We start from the raw sequence: 21,213 nt of genomic DNA, 5'->3' as shown, positions 1-21,213 counted from the left end.
AGACGATTGCAATATCTATGTAAGAACACAAAGAGCCGGCATACGCGTCATGAAAAGTATTAGAACCTTCATTGAAAAGAAACTACGATTGAAAGTAAATGAAAAGAAATCCACAGTAGACCGTCCTTGGAATTGTAAATTCCTTGGATTTAGTTTTACTAACAATAAAGCACCTAAAATTCGAATAGCAAAACAGAGTATCAAACGAATAAAGGAGAAAATTCGAGAGATAACCTCAAGAAGTAAACCTTTTCCAATGGAACTTCGCATTCAAAAGTTAAATCGATACTTAATTGGGTGGTGTGGATACTTCGCCCTAGCAGATACTAAATCTATTTTCGAACAACTGGACGGGTGGATTAAAAGAAGGCTACGAATGTGCTTATGGAAGAATTGGAAGAAATCAAGTACAAAAGTGAGAAATCTAGTACAACTAGGTGTTCCAAAATGGAAGGCACATGAATGGGGAAATACTCGTAAGAGTTACTGGAGAATATCAAAAAGTCCAATATTACACAGAACCCTAGGTAACTCTTACTGGAGTCAACTAGGGCTCAAAAGTCTAAAAGCTCGGTATGAAACTCTGCGTCAATCATCTTAATTGAACCGCCGTATACGGAGCCGTACGTACGGTGGTGTGAGAGGTCGGGAGTTAATCACTCCCTCCTACTCGATTGTCTATTTTTATAATCTTTTTGTAAAGGTTCTATACTAAATGTAGTGGCTCTTTGTAAATAGTGGCTCTTTGTAAATAGTTGGGGTGGGGACACAATTCTCCATCCTTATCCTATGGTGTTACCTATATCTTTATATTGATGTGTTACTACGATTGATAAAACTGTCGATGTCCAATATGGATAAAAAAGTTGAGATAAAAGAACTGAGTTTTGAAAAACGAAGCACGATTTGTAATTAAAAGATTTAGGTAATTATATTAAACCCAGAAGAAACTGCTTAACAATCAAACAGAAAAAGAATCAGAGTGAACTTATAACATAAAAATAGTTTGATAATCAATATAAACAGTATTGACATTTACGTTACGTCAATCTGTATATTGATTGTACGAGGTGATGAAAATAGAATATACCATTCAGCAACTTGCTATACTTTCTGGAGTTACGACTAGGACATTACGTTATTATGATCAGATTAATTTACTTAAACCCTTAAGATTTACTAATTCGGGTTATCGCATTTATGGAGATTATGAAGTGCAATTGTTGCAGCAAATTTTATTGTATCGTGAATTAGGTTTGAAATTGGAAGAAATAAAACAAATTATAAATGAATCGAATTTTGATATAAAAAATGCTTTACAAGAACATCAAAAGAAATTACTAAAAGAACGAGCGATAATCGATAAAATGTTACTTAATGTTAAAAAGACAATTCAATCTTTGGAAGGAGCATATGAAATGAAGGATCATGAAAGATTTGAAGGCTTAAAGGATAAAAAGATTCAAGAAAATGAGGAAAATTACGGAAATGAAATTCGCGGGAAATATGGTAATGATGTAATAGATGAATCGAATAAGAAATTACAAGGAATGAGTGAAGAAGTATTTAAAGAAAATCAAATTCTAGAAAAGAGAATAATTGATTTGTTAAAAGAGGCGATGATAACAGGAGATGTTACAAATATAAAAGCACAGGAAGCTGTAAAATGCCATAAAGAATGGCTAACACATTATTGGCCATCTTATTCTAAAGAAGCCCATAAAGGCCTTGCAGACTTATATGTAGCTGATGAGAGATTTACAGCATATTATGATCAGCACCAAAAAGGTATGGCACAATTTTTACGAGATGCAATATATGCAAACGTTTAAAAAGTGTACAGTTCAGTGTTAGTGTTAACTTTATAACTTATAAAAAAGATGAAAGGAGCTCGGAATATAGAGTTCCTTTTTTAATACATATTCTGAAATTCAATTTTAATCATGAAGATAGTTTTATTTACAAATATGTGCTTTGAAAAAAGAAATTTGGGGCATAAATATTACAGAATGGAGGTTTAAGTTAATGACAGATCAACAATTACACACATTAAAAAAATTATTAACAGATGAACAAAAAAGGATTAAAGCAAGACCAGATAACGATGAAATATTTGAGTCGACAGAGTTATCTAATTATGATAATCATCCAGCCGACCAAGCTACTGACATGATGGATTCAGCAACTGAATTGGCGATGGACAAGTTTAACGAATTTCAATTAGATAATATTGAAAAAGCTCTAAAAGCAATAGATGATGGCACCTATGGACATTGCATAGTGTGTGGCATCGAAATCCCCTTTGAGCGGATGGAAGCAATGCCAACTACATTAACTTGTATAGAGCATTCCGAAAGAACTGCTGGTACACAAGAACGCCCTGTAGAAGAAGAAATTTTAAATGCGACAACTTCTGATCCAAGTAATTTAAAGGACTACCGAATAGATGGTGAAGATAGTTTCCTTGTAGTCGAGGAATATGGCTCTTCAGACACTCCATCTGATGTAGGATACGATTAAAGACAACCCATACATTTATTATAAAATTAGGTAAAGCCAACTGAAAGTAAATTTTCTGTTGGTTTTTCTTATGGATATCTAATATGTAGCTAGAAAGTTCTAATATAATAATATAAAAAAGTAGGTGCATATATGAAGATTATCGATTTACATTGTGATGTATTAGGTAAGTTAACGAAAGCTGACCCACCCATTAAATTTTCCTCTGCTATTCAACTACAAGCAAGTAAGGAAAAACTACAAGCAGGTCAGGTCGTGATACAAGATTTTGCTATCTTTATAGGAGAAGATGTTCCACAAGCCGATAAATTTACCGAGGCTATGCGACAAGTTGAGTTATTTTATACAAATGTATTACAGCCCAATCCTGATGTAATCCATATAACAGATTGGAAACAGGTATATACATTAAAAGAAGGACAAATAGGGGCAATATTAAGTTTAGAGGGCTGTGATGCAATTGGAGAAGACCTTTTAAAGTTGCAAACCCTTCTAGATGCAGGTGTAAAATTAGTTGGTCTAACATGGAATTTTGAAAATAGTGTGGCTTATGGGGCAGAAGAAAATCCGAATCAGGGACTGAAGCCATTCGGTAAAGAAGTCATTGAATTATTAAATGATAAAGATATTATTATTGATGTATCACATCTCAACGAAAAAAGTTTTTGGGATGTTTTGCCTTTATCAAAGCATTTGATAGCGAGTCATTCAAATGCAAGAGCCTTGTGTAATCATACTAGAAATTTATCAGATGAGCAGGCAATCGCATTAGTAAAACAAGGTGGTCATATTCACGTTGTATATTATCCACCGTTTATTAAAGAAGGTACAGACGATGTCACTATTGATGATTTGGTTAAACATGTGAAATATTTGGCTGAATTAGTGGGGATTGAGCATATAGGGTTAGGATCTGATTTTGATGGGATTGATAGAACGGTTATTGGTCTTGAAAATGCATCCAAATCGCAAAATTTAATCTTAACATTATTACAGCACTTTTCAGAAGATGAAGTGAAGATGATTGCAAATGAGAATTTTCTTCGATATATACAAAAACAGGGTATATAGAATTATCTATATGCCTTATTTATTTTGTAGAAATAAAAAGGTAAATAAGTGCTGAATTTTATAGAAAGATGTATGATAGTATAGGATAACGAAGGATGTACGAGTAGATAAGTATATCAATCTACTGACGGAGGGAATTTTCATGAATCGTAAGTTGTCGACAACAACCGGCGACCAAATTGAAACTGAGACAGAAAAGTCGACACTAAAATTTTTTACAGAAACAATTGAAGTGAATCGATTATCAGCGTTGGCATTTTTTGAAGCAGGGGAAGAGTCCTTTGCAAATCAGAGATATTATTGGCAAAATCGCGAGAAAACGTTTACATTAGTAGGTTTGGGTTATGCACATATTATAACAAGTCATTCAACAGACCAACGTTTTGATGATGTGGAACAACAATGGAAAAAGCTAACACAGCATATTGTAACAAATGACAAAGAGTTACAACCGATTCTGTTTGGCGGTTTTACCTTTGATCCTGAAAATAGTGTTTCAGGTGAATGGGAAGGCATGCCACCAGCATTTTTTGTAGTTGCTACATATCAACTAGTTATACGTAATGATCATGTTTATATTAGTACAAACTATATTGCAGAACAGGAAAATCCGCAAATATTAAACGAACTATGTAAAAAACGTGACGAACTTATGCATACGGCACAAGTAAAAGCATTGAAAACATATGCTAAACCAAAAGTGAAAAGTAGTTTTGAACCTTTTAAAGAAGAATATTTAGAATCTATTCATCAAGTGACTTCTTTAATTCGTCAAAAAGAAGCTGATAAAGTGGTAATCGCTCGATCACTTGCTTTAGAATTCGAAAAAGAAGTATCATCACCAAATGTTTTGTCTCAAATAATTTTAGAACAACCAGAAAGTTATTTGTTTGGGCTAGAACACAATGAAAAGTTGTTTTTTGGTGCTTCGCCTGAACGCTTAGTAAAAGTCGAAAATTCTTATGCTTACTCTTCGTGTGTTGCAGGTTCTGTAAAACGTGGTAAAACTGCAGAAGAAGATGAAGGCTTAGGACAAAGTTTGTTAAATGATGCAAAGAATCGTTCAGAACATCAATATGTTGTGGATATGATTGGACATACATTTAAAGAAAACTGCGCAAGCTATACTATTCCATCAGAGCCAAGACTTTTGAAGATAAGAGATATTCAACATTTATATACACCTGTAGAAGGACACTTAAAAAATGGTGCGACAATTTTACAATTAGTAAAAACATTGCATCCAACACCAGCATTAGGCGGTGTACCACGTATGAAAGCTATGGAAGTCATTCGTAAATATGAACCGATGAATCGTGGTTTGTATGCAGCACCGATTGGCTGGTTAGATGCAAATGGAAATGGAGAATTTGCAGTTGCAATTCGTTCTGCATTATTGCATCAAGATAAAGCTTATTTATATGCAGGTGGTGGAATTGTTGCAGATTCACAGCCGCAAAGTGAATATGAAGAAACACTTGTGAAATTCCGTCCGATGATTCGTGCTTTAGGAGGACAATTACATGAATAACAAAGAGATTCTAACAAGCTATGTATATAAGCTTGTTGCATCTTTATATCAAGCAGGGGTAAAGGATGTTGTAGTAAGTCCAGGTTCACGTTCAACACCTTTAGCATATGCTTTTGCACATACAAAAGAATTTAAAATGTACAGACAAGTTGACGAAAGATCAGCTGCATTTCTAGCTTTAGGGATAGCGAAAGTAAGTGCAAATCCAGTTATTCTTATTTGTACATCAGGTACTGCAGCGGCTAATTATTTTCCAGCAATTGTAGAAGCGAAGTTAGCTAGAACACCTTTAATCGTATTAACCGCAGACAGACCTCATGAGCTTCGTGAGGTAGGAGCACCGCAAGCAATAACACAACCTAATTTATATGGCAATCAAGTAAAATGGTCAGTTGATTTTCCAATACCGGACGAGTCACCAAACACTTTGCCATTTATCGAACGTCATATTGCGCGAGCTGTTGCAATTGCGACAACAGCACCAGTAGGACCTGTACATGTCAACGTACCATTCAGAGAGCCTTTGTTAATAGACTTTCCTAAACAATTACCAACAGTGTCATTCATAGAAAGTATGCCACAAGAAATTCGTCCAAATGAGCATGCTATGAATATGTTGGAAACTATAATTGGACATGCCGAAAAAGGGATTCTAATTATGGGAGAAATGGCTCAAAATACAGATTTGAATATTATTTGGGACTTTATTCGCCATTTGAAATGGCCGGTTCTTGTAGAAAGTCTTTCTCATCTACGTGGAAATGTGCCAAATGATTGCGCAGATTTTGTCATTGACCAGTATGATGCTCTTTTGAAAAATTCAACATTTAAACAAGTAGCAGCTGCAGATACTGTAATACGTTTTGGTGCACAACCAGTTTCAAAACCGTTGATGCAATTTTTAAGTAATGTTCAGCCAAAAACTTACTTGGTTATTGATGAGGATCCAATGTTTAGGGACTCATTAGCTATTACGACACATCATATTCAAGCACAAATAGGCAGCTGGTTAAATGATGTTACGATCACCAATTTAAGCACTGATAGCGACTATGTACAAAACTGGTTGGAAGCCAATGAAATAGCCTCTCACCATGTGAAAGAATACATCCAAAGTGAATCTGATGAAGGCGCTTTAGCAGCAACGTTATTTGAGCATTTACCTGACCATTGTAATTTATTTGCAAGTAGTAGTATGCCAATCCGTGATGTAGATACGTTTTTCTATAAAACAAATAAAGATGTGCGTATTTATGCTAATCGCGGTGCAAACGGAATTGATGGCGTTGTTTCAACAGCAATTGGTACACAATTAGCAACAAATAGACATTCGTATTTATTAATAGGAGATTTAGCATTTTTACATGATTCAAATGGATTAATAGCTAGCCGTTATCAAAATTGTGATATCACAATTGTTGTGATGAATAATAATGGTGGTGGCATTTTCTCTTATCTTTCACAGGCAACTGTAGAAGATTATTATGAAGAGTTATTTGGTACCCCTTCTGATTTGCAATTTTCGGATTTAGCAAGAATGTACGATGCTCAATATGATGTCATTCACTCAAAAGAAAAGTTTGTACAGGTACTTGAATCCCCTAAAGTAAAACCTGTCCGTATTATCGAAGTGGTAACAAATCGATCAGTTAATGTCCAATCTCATCGAAATTTATGGGACTCTATTAGTAAGGAGTTAGATGAAAAATGGCAAGCGTAATGACATCTGTAAGAGATTTAAATGTACATTACCAAATTATAAATCCTCAAGCTGAAAAAACGCTTGTTTTCTTACATGGCTTCACAGGTAGTACAAAGACATGGGATGAGGTAATTGAGTCATTTGAAGAAACTTATCGTATTATTACTATAGATTTGATTGGTCATGGGTTATCGGATGCTCCATATATCGTCAAAAGATATTCGATGGAAGAACAAGTTGAATTATTGCATGACTTTTTTGAAGCAAGACGTATTCCGTCATTTACTCTAATTGGTTATTCAATGGGAGGACGTGTAGCGCTCGCTTTTACGATGAAATATGCGGAAATGGTTGACCAGCTAATTTTAGAAAGTTCTTCACCTGGACTTAAAACAGAAGAAGAACGTGAAGCGAGAAGAAAAAGTGATCGTGCATTAGCAGAAAAAATTGAAAAGTATGGACTAGATGCTTTTGTGGAACAATGGGAGAACATTCCTCTTTTTGAATCACAAAAAAAATTGTCAGAATCAAAACAACAAGCAATACGAGAAGAAAGATTAAGCCAACGTGTAGTTGGTTTAGCCAATAGTTTGCGTGGCATGGGAACTGGATCACAACCATCCTTTTGGGGTGATTTGCAGAACTTTACAAAGTCTGTACTATTGATAACAGGTGAATTAGATAAAAAATTCCAACAAAAGGCCAATGATATGAAGGAAAGATTCTTATATTGCAAAAATGTAATCGTATCAGGTGTTGGCCATGCAATACATGTGGAAAATCCACAAATCTTTGCTACAATAATAGAGAAACACCTAGAAACAATATAGGAGGATTTATAATGACTCGTGAATGGATAACAGAACATGTCTACGAAGATATCAAATATGAATCTTATAACGGCATTGCTAAAATTACTATTAACCGTCCAGAAGTAAGAAATGCATTTCGTCCAAAAACAACTGCAGAAATGATCGATGCATTTACTCGTGCTCGCGACGATGCAAAAATTGGTGCAATTATCTTAACTGGTGAAGGCGAAAAAGCATTCTGCTCAGGCGGAGACCAAAAAGTACGTGGTAACGGTGGTTATGTTGGTGAAGACAATATTCCTCGCCTAAATGTACTTGATCTACAAACTTTAATCCGTAAAATTCCAAAACCAGTAGTAGCAATGGTTGCAGGATATGCAATCGGCGGTGGACATGTACTGCATATCGTATGTGATTTAACAATCGCTGCTGAAAATGCTCGTTTTGGACAAACTGGACCAAAAGTAGGTTCATTTGACGCTGGTTACGGTGCAGGCTATTTAGCACGTATCGTTGGACATAAAAAAGCTCGTGAAATTTGGTATTTATGTCGTCAATACGACGCGCAAGAAGCATTAGACATGGGTCTTGTAAATACAGTAGTACCTTATGAAAAACTTGAAGATACTACAGTAGAATGGTGTGAAGAAATGCTTAAAAAATCACCAACTGCTCTACGTTTCTTAAAAGCTTCATTTAACGCAGATACAGATGGTCTTGCTGGTTTACAACAATTAGGTGGAGACGCTACTTTACTTTACTACACAACAGATGAAGCAAAAGAAGGTCGCGACGCATTTAAAGAAAAACGTGATCCAGACTTCGGTCAATTCCCACGTTTCCCATAATAGAATGAATTGTCTATAGAAAGCTACTCTCGTTTGAGAGTAGTTTTTTATTTACTGCTTAAATTGTAGCAATAATAGTAAAAGTAATATCCTTGCACGTATACCTTTGATACGAGCTTTTTCATTTTCTGTTACTATAATGATATGATTATCTTAATGATTTTTTTATAAGGGTGACAAAAAATGATTCCAAATTGGATTTTACAGCGTTCAACACTAACCCCGGAACAAGTAGCAGTAAGTTTCGAAGGTCAGTCTTGGACATATAAAGAGATAAATGATTTAGCATTACGATATGCTTCAAAACTAGAAGCACTAGGCATTAAAGCGCATGATCGTGTAGCTATTTTTGCAACATCTACACCACAAATTATTTTCATGATTTGTGGCTGTATGCATTTACAATGTGAAATGGTACTTCTCAATCTGCGTTTAAGTAAAACAGAATTAGCTTATCAAATTCAAGATTCAGAGGCAGTTGCAATATTAGTAGAAGATGAATTGCTAAATAAGTTGCCGGAAACAGCTTCACCAATTCATTCATTTTCTAAAGTCTCAGATGTATCTGCAATAGCATTTACACCAACAGATGAATGGGATGAAAATGATACAATGACGATTATGTATACATCTGGTACAACAGGTTTTCCAAAAGGGGTCCGTCAAACTGTGGGCAATCATGTATCAAGTGCAACATCCTCCCTCTATAATACAGGTCTTGTTGAAGATGATACATGGTTATGTACAGTTCCACTTTTTCATATTAGTGGGTTTTCTATGTTGTGTAAATGTTTACTGCATGGTGTACGCTTAGAACTTTTGAAAAAATTTGATGTTGAAAAGGTAGTCGATTTTCTAGTAGATGGTACTGTAACACGTATGTCTGTTGTAGCTTTCACATTAGAGCGCATATTAACAGAATTAGAGCATCGTGATGCATACGTATCTGATAAATTCCAAACAATGCTTGCAGGGGGCGGACCTGTACCAATCGATTATTTAAAACGCGCTATCAAACGACATATTCAAATTTCACAGACATATGGCATGACCGAAACATCCTCACAAACAGCAACTTTATCAAGTAAAGATGCATTGCGGAAAATTGGTTCTGCAGGAAAACCATTATTTTTTAATCAAATCCGAATAGAAAATGCAAAGGCAACATTTGAGCAAGGCGAAATATTAATACGAGGGAAACATGTAACACCTGGTTATGTGGGACGTTTTTCAGATAAACCTTCTCAACAAGATGGTTGGTTGCATAGTGGAGATATTGGTTATTTTGATGATGAAGGGTACTTATTTGTAGTGGATCGCCGGTCAGATTTAATCATTTCTGGTGGAGAAAATATATATCCCGCAGAAATAGAAAACGTCTTAACATCTCATCCATCTGTTCGAGAAGTAGGTGTTTGTGGAGTAGAAGATGACAAATGGGGACAAGTTCCAAATGCATTTGTGGTATTGAATAATAATGTAGAAGTGAACGAACTCCTGGTATACTGCAAAGAACATTTGGCGGGTTACAAAGTGCCAAATAAAATTTATATTGTTGATGAACTTCCTAGAAACGGTTCAAATAAACTATTACGTAGGAAATTGAAGGAATTAATATAAAAATATAGAATTGAATAATAAGCCCATAGATATGAAAAAGTCATCTATGGGCTTTTTTATATGAAATATGGACTAATCAAGCTAATGGGGGTTTTTGCTTTATATACATATTTCAAAATAAACACGAAAGGATTTTGAATATTATGGAAAAATTTCAACAACCAATTAAAATTCCTACAATAACAACATTTGATGGTAGAATGCTTTTACCATCTTTTCAATTACCATTAACTTCAGGTGAAATTGTAGGAATGCATTTAGATGTTTTTCAAATTGATTGTCTCCTAAAATATCTTCAACATTATTCTAATATGAATATATTCTTTCGACAGGAAGGACATTACGAAAGAATGACTATATTCGAAAGTCTGAAATTCGAGAAAAAATTATATAACTCTAATATTGAAATCGATGATGCTCTGAACATTACGGGATTATTAAAAGCGAAAAAATTGAAAATAAAAAATTTATCCTATTCACAATTGCAAAGAGTTAAACTTGCTAAATTACTTATTCATGAAAAGCCAATACATATTATTGAAGAGCCATATCAAAATTTAGATATTGAAACAAAGCGTATTGTAGAACGTACTTTGAATTTCTTGAAGGAGAAAGGATACACAATATGTCTTTTGTCTGCAAGTTTAGAAGACTTAATGATTTCGACAAATAGTGTATTTCGTATAGAAGATACAGGGTTAGAAAAGTTTGATTTGCAAGAGGAAAATTCGATTGATATGAAGGTAGATAAGCAAGCTATTAAATTAGAGAAGATTCCAACGAAGATCAAAGATAAATTGGTATTATTTAATCCACCTGAAATTGATTATATTGAAAGCGTCGAAGGAGAAGTGAATGTATTTGTTACTGGAGTAGCGTATCCGTGTTCCTTAACGTTAAGTGAGTTAGAAAGACGATTAATACACTTTGGCTTTTTTAGATGCCACCGTTCATATATTGTAAATCTGCAAAAAGTAAGAGAAGTTATAACATGGTCAAAAAACAGTTATAGCTTGGTTTTATCAGGTAAAGAAAGACTAAATGTACCACTTTCAAGATCTAAATTAGTCGAATTAAAGGAAATCATAGGAATATAAATATTTCTCAGGAAATAATTGTTGCTAATCACGGATTAAATGGTACTGTTCATCGACATATAATGCAATTCATCAATATTTTGATGTGTAATGAGTAAATCTTAAGTATGCTAATTTCAAGGACATATTAGGAGGTTTATAAAATGGGGGAAGTTATAAAAGTAAATCATTTACAAAAGAAGTTTAAAAGTGAGTACGCATTACAGGATGTTTCTTTTGAAATAGAAAAGGGAGAAATTTTTGGCTTTCTTGGTCCAAGTGGATCTGGAAAAACGACTACGATTAAAATTTTGACGGGGCAGTTATCACCGACAAATGGTGATGTAAAAGTCTTTAAGCAGGATATTTCTTTTTTAAAATCACCTGAAGCACGGCAACGATTGGGTATTTTATCAGATAATAGCGGTCTATATGATCGGTTAACTATTGAAGAAAATTTGGATTTATATAGAAAAATATATAACTTGAAGGAAAATTCTGTTAAAAAATCTCTTGAATTTGTGAATTTATATAGCGATAGAAAAAAACACATTAACAAGCTATCAAAAGGTATGAGACAGCGTGTACTGCTAGCTCGTACAATCTTGCATCAACCAGATCTATTATTTTTAGATGAGCCTACATCTGCTTTAGATCCTGTAAATAAGTTTCATATTTATGAAGGGCTAAGGAGATTAAATGCAGAAGGTACTACAGTTTTTTTAACAACTCATGATATGGCTGAAGCAGATACTCTTTGCAATCGAATTGCCTTTTTAAACAACGGTAAGATTTGTGCGATTGGAACACCGAAAGAGTTAAAAAAGCAATATGCCGATGATACCTTAACGGTTGAATTAAAAAATGGTCAACAAGAAACAATCAGTAAAGGGGCAACAGATGCTAATAAAATGTTCGACTGGATGCAAAAAAATCTGGTTGAAAGAGTGTCTACAAATGAACCTAGCTTAGGGGAAATATTCGTCCAAGTAACAGGGAGGAAATTAGTATGAATTTATCTATGAAAAGAATGCAAGCAATCTTAGTAAAAGATTATAAAGAATTCTCGCGAAATCTAGCTGTATCTTCAACAATTTTGGTACCTTTGGTCATTGCTCTTTTTTACTCGCGAATGGGTATTGATACAATCCAAGTGCATTTTATGGCTATTAATATGACTTTTTCTCTTGTTGCAACCTACATTCAATGTTGTTTAATCGCAGAAGAGAAAGAAAAAAACACATTAAGAAATTTGATGTTATCTCCTGCAACAATTCCTGAAATTTTAATAGGGAAAAGTATGTTAACATTTATCATTACGATTCTAATTTTAACAGGTTCAATCCTTTTAACGGGATATAATCCTGGAAATACGTTGATTATGATTATAGCGTTCCTATTATCAAGTATATTCTATATTACTATAGGAACATTACTAGGTTTGATTGCTAAAACTGTTATGGAATCTTCTGTTATTGTAATGCCTGTTTTCTTCCTATTTTCAATAGGACCTTTTGCAAGTGCATTTGTAGAAAAGTATCCGGTATTAAAAGTGATTGAATGGCTACCTAGTACACAACTAATCAATCTAGCAGAATCGCTCGAAAATAATTTTAAAGTCGGAGATTTAGTCCAACCATTTGGTCTTATAAGCTTGTGGATAATTATCGTGATGATCCTGACTGTTATTGTGTATAACAAGCGGATGAAGGATGATATATAGTGAGATTTTTAAGGGGCTTATTTATTTCAAGAATAAGCCTCTTAATTTAAGTATTATTATATGTGCCAATCCACGAATATCAGGGGTTAATCCACGCAAAATGATGAGTAATCCACGCTGTTCAGCATCCAATCCACGCAAATTGGAAATCAATCCACGCGTTATCAAATTGAATCCACGTTCCGAACAATTTAAGTGATTTTTGTCAGAATTGTGACAGCAACTATGTTTATCATGTTTCTTAACATATTTGTACATTATATGATTGCAAAATTAGTAGTTCAAAAAAATTAATAGTCATAGGATGATGGTTTGTCCCATACAACTATATTAATAGATGTTTTATGGAAAAGATTCTATATAGAATTACTAGTAGTCTTAGAAAAATACGTAATCATCATTGGAGGAGATACTATCATTAAAAGAGTTTTACTTGAATTTCGAAATGAATTATCTGTAATCGTAACAGGTGTAGCTATTTTACTTTTCACATCTCTAAAAACGCATCAGATTAACCCAGAGATTATATTAGCAGCAATTTTTTTAATGATTGTACAATACATTTGTTTAATAATGGTGCAACCTAAAAGGGCTCGTATGGACATTGAAATACAAAGCTTCTTGACCATTTTTACATGGGTCTTATATATTCCGATATTCGTTACTTCTGCAGAATATTTAGTTAATCCAAGCTTGTTTTACTTTATTAGATTTTGTGCAATTGTTGAGTTGTCTTATGTACTTATAACGGTTTGCGTGATTGCTACCGTCAACTATCAATCAAAAAAACAAGCACCATCTAAAAAAGAAATCCTAGGTGAATAAGATGAAAAGGCGTGTCTGATTTTAGATACGTCTTTTGTTACAATAATGGAGCAAATACTTATAGCAGGAAATTCGTTATCAAAGGAAGGTTGCCCTTTAAGCTTTTCTAAGTACGGGACACCCCTGGACATAAGCCCTTTTATGCATGTTAATAATTTTCTTGAACCCAATCTTGTAAAAAAGGAATGAATTTTTTAGTCGATGGGGAGAGATTATTTACAGTTGAGGTCGTTAGAATACCGAGTGTCCGAACATAATTCCCCTCAATCGGTTTGGTGCAAAGCTCTGGTAGATGTTCTTTTATCAATAATTCAGAAAGTAAACTAATACCTAACCCCTTTTTTACCATGGCAATAATTGCTTCATCACCACGAATTTGATACGCAATATGGGGAGTGATTTTAGCTTGCTTGAAGATAAATTGCACATCATGATGGGAATCTTCATAAGGCATGATGCAAGGTTCTTGTGAAAAAGCTTTAAGTGGAATGGAATCACATGTAGCTAACCGATGATCTTTAGGTAGAATGGCAAGCATTCGATCCTGCATTAAAGGGATAAAATGAGGATGTTCGTCGATTTGTGTTGTTCCAATTGCAAAGTCAATCTTCCCGCTCTCTAACCATAGTTTAATCTCTTGAGAATTTCCTTCGTATAATTGAACTTCAATTTTGGGGTATTTTGTATTGAATAAATTTAAAACCGTTGGCATCCAGTGTACACAAACACTTGTATATGCCCCAATTTGAATTTTCCCACTATCTAAGCCGTTAATATCATTGACCATTTCGTTTAGAAGTTGTGAACCTTTCAGTATTTCGTGCATGATTGGTAACAGCGCTTTTCCGTTTTCTGTAGGTTTGACTCCATTTTTCCCTCTTATTAAAAGTGAAAATCCATAGTCCATTTCCAAACTGCTAATCATATGACTAATACTAGGTTGTGTGTAATCAAGTTGTTCGGCAGCTTTTGTTAAGCTTCCATATTCGACTGCAGTTACGAATGCTTTTATTTTATTGATCGACATGATATCACCATCTATAAATTTTTTCTATACTTATCATTCAAAACATTAAGTTTACTTATGAAAAAAATAACATTACAATGGCAACAAATCAATAATAGTTGTTAGGAGTAATAGTCGTGGGATATGTAATACAATTTATCATCGGTGGCACTGTCATGATGCTTGCTGCTATGTTAAGCAAATCGAAATTCTTGTTTTTATCAGGCATCATAACACTTTTACCGATCATGACCTTAATGAACCTAAATTTACAAGTGCATAATATGACGCCAAAAGCTTTTCATATTACACAACGCAATGGGATTGTTGGAGCAGTAGGTATGGTTGTTTTAGTAGTTGGAATCTATTTATTGACTAATTGGTTTAAACCAGGTCAATCTGTATTAATCGGTTGTGCTGTATATATCTTGTTTATGGTCGGATCGAAATTTTTAATAGCATAAGGGGAAAAGGATTAAGAAGATTTTAGCTTCTAAATCCTTTTTTTACATTCATTATAATTTGGAGAGCAAAAAATTTATCCCTGCATATGATGAGTTGAGTGCGTTACAAATAGGGAGGATTCTATGCATTGGATTACGATTATTTTAGTTGGAATTGCTGCAAATTTAGATAATTTAGGTATAGGTCTTGCTTATGGTGTCAAAAAGACGAAAATACCTTTTGCGTCTAATCTGACAATTGCAGTAGTATCAATGATTGTTACTTATTTATCGGTTTTGCTTGGGAGTGTGTTGATAGAATTTATCTCACAAGAAAAAGCGAATATTGTAGGATGTATTTTGTTGTGTGTAATTGGTTTATATACGATTGTCTCGAATAATTTTGCATGTGCAAAATCAGAGGAGAATTTAGAAAAAATTGATAAGGATCAAAATAATATTATCTCGATTAGAGAAGCAATTGTTTTAGGTCTAATTTTATCAATAAATTGTATTGGTGGAGGAATAGGAATAGGTGCGAATGGTATTTCAGCTATCTTTACAGTGATATCTATAGGATTCTTTTCGCTTTTGACATTTGCAATTGGAGGACATTTTGGACTTATTCTCTCAAAGACGTTTATTGGCAAAAATTCTACATTAATATCAGGAGTAATCTTAATCGGCATTGGAATTTTTGAAATGTTTATATAAAACTTTTCTTAAATGTGTTGTAAGAGACGAGTTGTTGTTACTAATAATTAGAATTATTTCTTTTTGATTTCTTATGTTTAGCTTCCGAATATTAGTGGAATATTAAATAAGAAATTAAAAAAGAAATAGGAGTGTTTTAATGATGTCTGAATTACAGCTTCAACTAAACCAACTCGTTGCATCGTGGTCTGTACTGTATACAAAGCTTCATAATTTCCATTGGTATGTAAAAGGACCTTCTTTTTTCACATTACATGAAAAATTTGAGGAATTGTACAATGAAGCGTCAAGTCATCTGGATGATATTGCAGAGCGCATATTAGCTTTAGGAGGACAACCCGTTGCCACTTTAAAAGAGCATCTCGAAATTTCAGAGATAAAAGAGGTATCAGGAAGTGAAACTGCTGAACAAATGGTCAAGATTTTGATTCAAGATTTTGAAATTATGATGAAGAATCTTAAAAAGGGAATGTCTGAAGCAGCAAATGAAAATGATGACATGACTGAGGATTTGTTAAATTCGATTAATCAGAGCTTAGAAAAGCATGTGTGGATGTTGAAAGCATTTGTATCTTAAAGTCATTTTTCAATGAGGATGGTAGAATCTTGATTCGACCACCGAAGAAGTAATACCCATAAAAATTTATATAAAAATAGGGGCAGCCACGTAAGTTTTTGACTTATTGGACGCCCCTTTTCTATATTATTTCTCCAAAGCTTTCTTAAATGTTTCGATATTTTGATGCATTATTGTAAAATAGTCTTCCTTGTTTTTAATGTTATCGGTTGTAAGTACGCTTAAATTATTTAATGTAAGCGGCTCAGCACCAATATCTTTTTCAATAACTTTTGCTAAATTAGATGAGACATTTTGTTCGAATAATACATAGTGAATATCTTCTTTTTTGGCTTGGTCGACGATTTTAGTAAGTTCTTTTTGTGATGGTTCGTCTTGTGAATTTAAACCAGCTACTGAGATTTGGCTAAGGCCATATGTTCCAGCAATATAACCAAAGGCTGCATGTGAGACAAAGAATGTCTTTCTCTTTGCTTGATCTGACATAGCTTTAAAGTCTTTATCTAATGCTTTTAAGTCTTTTACAAGTGAATCATAGTTTTTTTCGAAATCTGCTTTGTTATCTGGTTGAGCTTTTACTAGTTCATCTTTAATAGAAAGAGCAAGGTCTTGGCTAATAATGGGCGATAGCCAGACATGTGGATCGACTTGGTCATTGCCATGATGATGTTCTTCAGTAGCATGATCCTCATCTTCATGCTCATCTTCATGACCGGTACTTACAGCTAGTTTATCCTTAGATACATTTGCAGCTGTTTCTACAAATTGAACATTTTCACTTTTTAAAGATTTTTGTGCGTTTTCTACGAATCCTTCAAGTCCTAGTCCGATATAGAAAAAGTAGTCTGCGTCGGCGATATTCATCATATCTCTTTGCGTAGGCTCAAAAGTATGCTCGTTTGATCCTGGTGGGTAAATAGAAGATACTTCTACATGATTGCCACCAATACGTTTTGCGAAGTATTCTAGTGGATATACGGTTGTATAAATTTTCAGTTTGCCATTTTGGTCTTTTGTAGTATTAGCTTTTTTGTCTGCTCCGCATGCAGCAGTGAAAACAGCTAATAGGGCAATTAAAAAAATGGAAAAGAATTTTTTCATTTTCACACCTCGTAAATAGTAATGATTACGGTTTATTTTCAGAACAATTACTACTATACAAGATTTCTAGTAAAAAGACAATAGAAAAACCTCCAAAATTATTTCTTTTTTGGAGGCCATTCTTCAGGTACCGGATCATATCCACCTTTACAAAATGGTTGGCAGCGTAAAATCCTATTGATTGTTAAATATCCGCCTTTCAATACACCGTGTTTTTCAATAGCTTCAATTCCGTAGTTGGAACATGTTGGATAGAAGCGACAGCTTGGTGGTTTCAAAGGTGAAATCACCTTTTGATAGAAGCGAATGGGTAATATAAATAGCTTTTTCACTTCAACTCTTCTTTCTTTGAATAGTTATTGAAATTCTCAGTTGGTTTCGGATCAATTGTTTTATGGGAATTTTTTTTATTGTTTTTGGCTATAAAGTATATTAATACACTTGCCAATGCCACTGTTAGTACTACAACTGGCATAATTGCAATCCACGCAACAGACATTATGATCACTCCATTTTTGATTCATCTTTATTTTACTAAAATTTTAAATATAGTTATAGTATAGTGCTTAGTGAATGATATGAACTGTGAACGTTTCATGAAAGCTAACTGAAAATTTTACTTACTGAAGATTATTTTTAGATAATATAGTGAAATGTGAGATTGCATACAATTATTTCAAAAAGTAAAATGGATAATATAAATACTATATAAAGAAATTAGAGGCGGATTTTGTGAAAATAATGACATTACTGATTGCAGGTTGTTTAAGTTTTACACTATTAATGGGAGGAGTTGAGTCGGGAGTGATTTCTTCAACAACAGCAGAGGCAGCAACAATACAAAAAGTAGAAAAAACTTTAAAAGCAACAGCGCAATTGAATATTCGTAAAGGTGCTGGGGTAAAATATTCGAAGATTGGTCAAATAGATCAAGGCGTTTTCGTTAAAGCAACGCAGTATTATAAAGGTTGGTACAAGGTAACTTATAATGGAAAAACAGGTTGGGCCTCTGCAAAATATTTAAAAAATGCGCCGGCCGATTATAAAGAAGCTGGATTAGTGGAGTTAACTGAAAAAGATGGTTTTGTTATTGACCTACACTATGCGACGAAGAGTAATTTTATGGGATACCGATTATATCCAAAAAAAGCGAAGGCACTAATGACAAAATCTACAGCAAAAAAATTAAAAAAAGCTAACAAGCTGGCAAATAAAAAAGGGTATAAGATTAAAATTTGGGATGCATATCGTCCCTTAAGTGTGCAGTGGGAAATGTGGTATAAGATTCAAAATCATATGTATGTAGCTTACCCATTATTGGATTCAAAACACAGTAAGGGAGTAAGTGTTGATGTAACATTGGTTGATAAAAAGGGCAGAGAACTAACTATGCCAACTAAATTTGATTCATTTTCAAAAAAGGCTGGTCGTACATATAAAAAGAATTCTAAAAAGGTACAAAAAAATATGAATTTCTTAACAAAAATCATGACTGAAGTTGGTTTTACAACAATTAGTTCTGAATGGTGGCATTATAATGACAAAAATGTTAACCAACCTACACTAGACGTACCAGTAAAATAATACAACTATCTACGGGCTTTCTAAAAGCTACGTTTAAATTCACGGAAACGGGGAATATATAAGCAGAGCCGAAAGAAAGGAAGTCGATATTATTATGTTTAGTTTTATTTGGTATTTAATTATAGGTGGTATTTTAGGCTGGTTAGCAGGCCTAATTTTAGGTAAAGATATTCCAGGCGGTATTATAGGAAACATAATTGCAGGTATTATTGGTGCTTGGATCGGTAGTTTGATATTTGGCTCATGGGGACCAAAAATAAGCGATTTCTATATAATACCAGCTTTAATAGGAGCGATTATATTAATTTTTGTTGTTAGCTTTATTTTTAAAGCGATGCGGAAATAGTCAGGAGCGCGAATTCTAACTTAGAATTCGCGTTTTGTTGTTGTCTTAAGTCATTATCGGTCATTTAGTTTATAGAGTAATGAAAGGCTTGTGTTTTATTTTCTCAAGACATTCGTATAAATTGCGTTTAACGGGTAATTATAAAAAAGAATTATCAAAATGTCCAATGTGACGTTATGCTTCACTAGGAGTGAATATCATGAAACTAAATGCCCTATTAGAACGCATAGAACAAAATGTTAATGACTCTATAGGTGATATGGACATCGATGGAATTACTACTAATTCCACTGAAATCCGCCCCAATGATATCTTTGTTGCCATCAAAGGTTATCGTGTAGACGGACATGATTTTATACAAAATGCAATTGATGCAGGTGCTAAAATTGTTATTGGAGAGAAGAATTTAACAGGATTATCTGTTCCGTATATCAAGGTAGAAAATAGCCGCTTTGCACTTGCGCAGTTAGCCTGTGAATTTTATGGGAATCCATCGAAAAATAAGAAGATGATCGGTATTACTGGTACAAACGGGAAAACCACCACTTCTTATATGCTTAAACATATTTTAGAATCAGCTGGTAAAAAATGCTCTCTGTTTGGTACGGTTAAAAATGTGATTAATGGAAAAGCTGCTCCTTCATCTAATACTACCCCTGATGCCCTCGAATTAAACAAACAACTTTCTTTAAGTGAAGATGAATATATCATTATGGAAATTTCTTCACATGGCCTTTCGCAATATCGTGTCAATGGTGTTGAATTTGATTTTTGCTTATTTACAAATTTAGACCAAGATCATTTAGATTATCATCGAGATATGGATGAATATTTCTCTGTAAAGGCAAGTCTCTTTGATCAATTGAAGCCTGAAGGTAAAGCAATTATTAATCAATATTGCAAATGGGGTCAAAAACTAGCTGAACAACTAATGGCTAACAATCGTACAATACATGTAATTGGCGATCAAAATCATCATCATGATTTACAAATCAATCTTCTAAAATCCGGAAATTCCATCATTACATTTGAAAATACACCTAATATCAATTTAAAGCTCAATATTTTGGGAAAACACAATATATTAAATGCTGCAATGGCTTTTCTAACAGCAAGTAAAATAGGTATTTCACCAGAAGAGATATTACAAGCATTAGAATTATTCCCTGGAGTTCCAGGACGGTTTGAAATGTTTCAACACCCTAAAGGGGCAACAATTGTTGTGGATTATGCACATACGGCAGATGCCTTCAATCATTGTTTACAAACAGCCAAAGAAGAAGGTGCAAATCGCATTTTTCATATCTTCGGGTTCAGGGGGAATCGTGATATTTCCAAAAGGGGAGGAACGGTCAATGTATCGAAGGAAATTAGTGATGTCCATATTCTCACATTTGATGATCTAAATGACGTTAGTTACGAAGAAATGGAAGAGGCATTGAATGTTTTAAGTCAGGGGGGATATATCATCCCTGATAGAACTTTAGCCATTAAACAGGTGTTGGAAGACGCTAGTTCCGGTGATTGGGTATGTATTACCGGAAAAGGCGCAGAAAAATACCAACAAGAATTTGAAATACCAACAACTTCTGATATAGAAACTGTCCAATTTTTGATTGAACAATTGGAAGCATAATTATGTATACATCTCTACGCATTGATAAAATGCTGGAGATTTTATATAAATGCCCTACAAAATAAACATTTTGTAGGG

Annotated in this window: 23 protein-coding genes and 1 pseudogene; 20 read left to right on the top strand and 4 right to left on the bottom strand. The window is 33.9% G+C overall.

Annotated elements, in window-relative coordinates:
- The 13 genes from D1606_RS15460 to D1606_RS15400 form a co-directional block, all read left to right on the top strand.
- A partial coding sequence (locus D1606_RS15460; RefSeq protein ID WP_305000243.1) for a group II intron maturase-specific domain-containing protein occupies positions 1 to 601 on the top strand: 601 nt, incomplete at its 5' end.
- 478 nt (positions 602 to 1,079) lie between these two features.
- Complete coding sequence (locus D1606_RS15455; protein ID WP_119416915.1) at positions 1,080 to 1,832, top strand: MerR family transcriptional regulator; 753 nt, start codon at positions 1,080 to 1,082, stop codon at positions 1,830 to 1,832.
- A gap of 193 nt (positions 1,833 to 2,025) precedes the next feature.
- Positions 2,026 to 2,520 (top strand): TraR/DksA C4-type zinc finger protein, encoded by a 495-nt coding sequence (locus D1606_RS15450; RefSeq protein ID WP_119416914.1) that lies wholly within the window; start codon positions 2,026 to 2,028, stop codon positions 2,518 to 2,520.
- A 132-nt stretch (positions 2,521 to 2,652) separates the two neighbouring features.
- Positions 2,653 to 3,591, top strand: coding sequence for a dipeptidase (locus tag D1606_RS15445; RefSeq protein WP_119416913.1), 939 nt, complete (start codon positions 2,653 to 2,655; stop codon positions 3,589 to 3,591).
- A 142-nt stretch (positions 3,592 to 3,733) separates the two neighbouring features.
- Positions 3,734 to 5,122, top strand: coding sequence for an isochorismate synthase (locus D1606_RS15440; RefSeq protein WP_119416912.1), 1,389 nt, complete (start codon positions 3,734 to 3,736; stop codon positions 5,120 to 5,122).
- Positions 5,115 to 6,842, top strand: a complete 1,728-nt coding sequence (gene menD, locus D1606_RS15435) for a 2-succinyl-5-enolpyruvyl-6-hydroxy-3-cyclohexene-1-carboxylic-acid synthase (RefSeq protein ID WP_119416911.1) — start codon at positions 5,115 to 5,117, stop codon at positions 6,840 to 6,842. Before D1606_RS15440 ends, menD begins: the two co-directional genes overlap by 8 nt.
- Positions 6,830 to 7,654, top strand: coding sequence for a 2-succinyl-6-hydroxy-2,4-cyclohexadiene-1-carboxylate synthase (gene menH, locus D1606_RS15430; RefSeq protein ID WP_119416910.1), 825 nt, complete (start codon positions 6,830 to 6,832; stop codon positions 7,652 to 7,654). The genes menD and menH overlap by 13 nt, the downstream gene beginning before the upstream one ends.
- An 11-nt stretch (positions 7,655 to 7,665) precedes the next feature.
- Complete coding sequence (gene menB / locus D1606_RS15425; protein WP_119416909.1) at positions 7,666 to 8,484, top strand: 1,4-dihydroxy-2-naphthoyl-CoA synthase; 819 nt, start codon at positions 7,666 to 7,668, stop codon at positions 8,482 to 8,484.
- Positions 8,485 to 8,667: 183 nt separating this feature from the next.
- Positions 8,668 to 10,104: an o-succinylbenzoate--CoA ligase gene (locus D1606_RS15420; RefSeq protein WP_119416908.1), complete on the top strand. Its 1,437-nt coding sequence runs from the start codon at positions 8,668 to 8,670 to the stop codon at positions 10,102 to 10,104.
- A gap of 143 nt (positions 10,105 to 10,247) precedes the next feature.
- On the top strand, positions 10,248 to 11,201 hold the full coding sequence (locus tag D1606_RS15415) for a LytTR family transcriptional regulator DNA-binding domain-containing protein (protein WP_119416907.1): 954 nt from the start codon (positions 10,248 to 10,250) through the stop codon (positions 11,199 to 11,201).
- 143 nt (positions 11,202 to 11,344) lie between these two features.
- Positions 11,345 to 12,193 carry an ABC transporter ATP-binding protein gene (locus tag D1606_RS15410; protein ID WP_119416906.1) on the top strand — a complete coding sequence of 283 codons (849 nt, stop codon included), beginning with the start codon at positions 11,345 to 11,347 and terminating at the stop codon, positions 12,191 to 12,193.
- Positions 12,190 to 12,903, top strand: a complete 714-nt coding sequence (locus D1606_RS15405; RefSeq protein ID WP_119416905.1) for an ABC transporter permease — start codon at positions 12,190 to 12,192, stop codon at positions 12,901 to 12,903. Before D1606_RS15410 ends, D1606_RS15405 begins: the two co-directional genes overlap by 4 nt.
- A gap of 312 nt (positions 12,904 to 13,215) precedes the next feature.
- On the top strand, positions 13,216 to 13,728 hold the full coding sequence (locus D1606_RS15400) for a hypothetical protein (RefSeq protein ID WP_119416904.1): 513 nt from the start codon (positions 13,216 to 13,218) through the stop codon (positions 13,726 to 13,728).
- Positions 13,729 to 13,876: 148 nt separating this feature from the next.
- Here D1606_RS15400 and D1606_RS15395 read toward each other — a convergent pair whose 3' ends face one another.
- Positions 13,877 to 14,755, bottom strand: coding sequence for a LysR family transcriptional regulator (locus D1606_RS15395; protein WP_119416903.1), 879 nt, complete (start codon positions 14,753 to 14,755; stop codon positions 13,877 to 13,879).
- A 116-nt stretch (positions 14,756 to 14,871) separates the two neighbouring features.
- Between D1606_RS15395 and D1606_RS15390 the strand changes: the two genes are divergently transcribed.
- The 4 genes and pseudogenes from D1606_RS15390 (at position 14,872) to D1606_RS15380 (ending at position 16,468) form a co-directional block, all read left to right on the top strand.
- Positions 14,872 to 15,198 (top strand): GlpM family protein, encoded by a 327-nt coding sequence (locus tag D1606_RS15390; RefSeq protein ID WP_119416902.1) that lies wholly within the window; start codon positions 14,872 to 14,874, stop codon positions 15,196 to 15,198.
- Between the two features lie 120 nt (positions 15,199 to 15,318).
- Positions 15,319 to 15,549: pseudogene (locus tag D1606_RS19230) on the top strand (manganese efflux pump); the annotation flags it as partial.
- On the top strand, positions 15,538 to 15,891 hold the full coding sequence (locus D1606_RS19225; RefSeq protein ID WP_255416327.1) for a manganese efflux pump: 354 nt from the start codon (positions 15,538 to 15,540) through the stop codon (positions 15,889 to 15,891). The pseudogene D1606_RS19230 and the gene D1606_RS19225, both read left to right, overlap by 12 nt.
- A gap of 139 nt (positions 15,892 to 16,030) precedes the next feature.
- Entirely contained in the window at positions 16,031 to 16,468 is a 438-nt protein-coding gene (locus D1606_RS15380; RefSeq protein WP_119416900.1) for a Dps family protein, read from the top strand.
- Positions 16,469 to 16,594: 126 nt separating this feature from the next.
- On the opposite strand, the gene D1606_RS15375 is transcribed toward D1606_RS15380, so the two are convergent.
- From D1606_RS15375 to D1606_RS18835, 3 genes are all read right to left on the bottom strand, one after another.
- Positions 16,595 to 17,569: a metal ABC transporter solute-binding protein, Zn/Mn family gene (locus tag D1606_RS15375; protein ID WP_119416899.1), complete on the bottom strand. Its 975-nt coding sequence runs from the start codon at positions 17,567 to 17,569 to the stop codon at positions 16,595 to 16,597.
- Between the two features lie 98 nt (positions 17,570 to 17,667).
- Positions 17,668 to 17,901, bottom strand: a complete 234-nt coding sequence (yidD, locus tag D1606_RS15370; protein WP_119416898.1) for a membrane protein insertion efficiency factor YidD — start codon at positions 17,899 to 17,901, stop codon at positions 17,668 to 17,670.
- Positions 17,898 to 18,068, bottom strand: coding sequence for a hypothetical protein (locus D1606_RS18835; RefSeq protein WP_158582399.1), 171 nt, complete (start codon positions 18,066 to 18,068; stop codon positions 17,898 to 17,900). Before D1606_RS18835 ends, yidD begins: the two co-directional genes overlap by 4 nt.
- Before the next feature lie 242 nt (positions 18,069 to 18,310).
- Between D1606_RS18835 and D1606_RS15365 the strand changes: the two genes are divergently transcribed.
- The 3 genes from D1606_RS15365 to D1606_RS15355 all read left to right on the top strand — a co-directional run bounded on the left by D1606_RS15365 (position 18,311) and on the right by D1606_RS15355 (position 21,135).
- On the top strand, positions 18,311 to 19,153 hold the full coding sequence (locus tag D1606_RS15365) for a M15 family metallopeptidase (RefSeq protein ID WP_233548134.1): 843 nt from the start codon (positions 18,311 to 18,313) through the stop codon (positions 19,151 to 19,153).
- Positions 19,154 to 19,247: 94 nt separating this feature from the next.
- Positions 19,248 to 19,499, top strand: a complete 252-nt coding sequence (locus tag D1606_RS15360; RefSeq protein WP_119416896.1) for a GlsB/YeaQ/YmgE family stress response membrane protein — start codon at positions 19,248 to 19,250, stop codon at positions 19,497 to 19,499.
- 199 nt (positions 19,500 to 19,698) lie between these two features.
- A complete protein-coding gene (locus D1606_RS15355; protein ID WP_119416895.1) occupies positions 19,699 to 21,135 on the top strand; it encodes a UDP-N-acetylmuramoyl-L-alanyl-D-glutamate--2,6-diaminopimelate ligase in 1,437 nt (478 codons plus the stop codon).
- Positions 21,136 to 21,213: the final 78 nt, after the last annotated feature.

Source organism: Rummeliibacillus sp. POC4 (genome assembly GCF_003576525.1).
GTDB lineage: Bacteria > Bacillota > Bacilli > Bacillales_A > Planococcaceae > Rummeliibacillus.
Note: the sequence above shows the minus strand (reverse complement) of the source record. Positions and strands in the feature narration are given on the sequence as shown.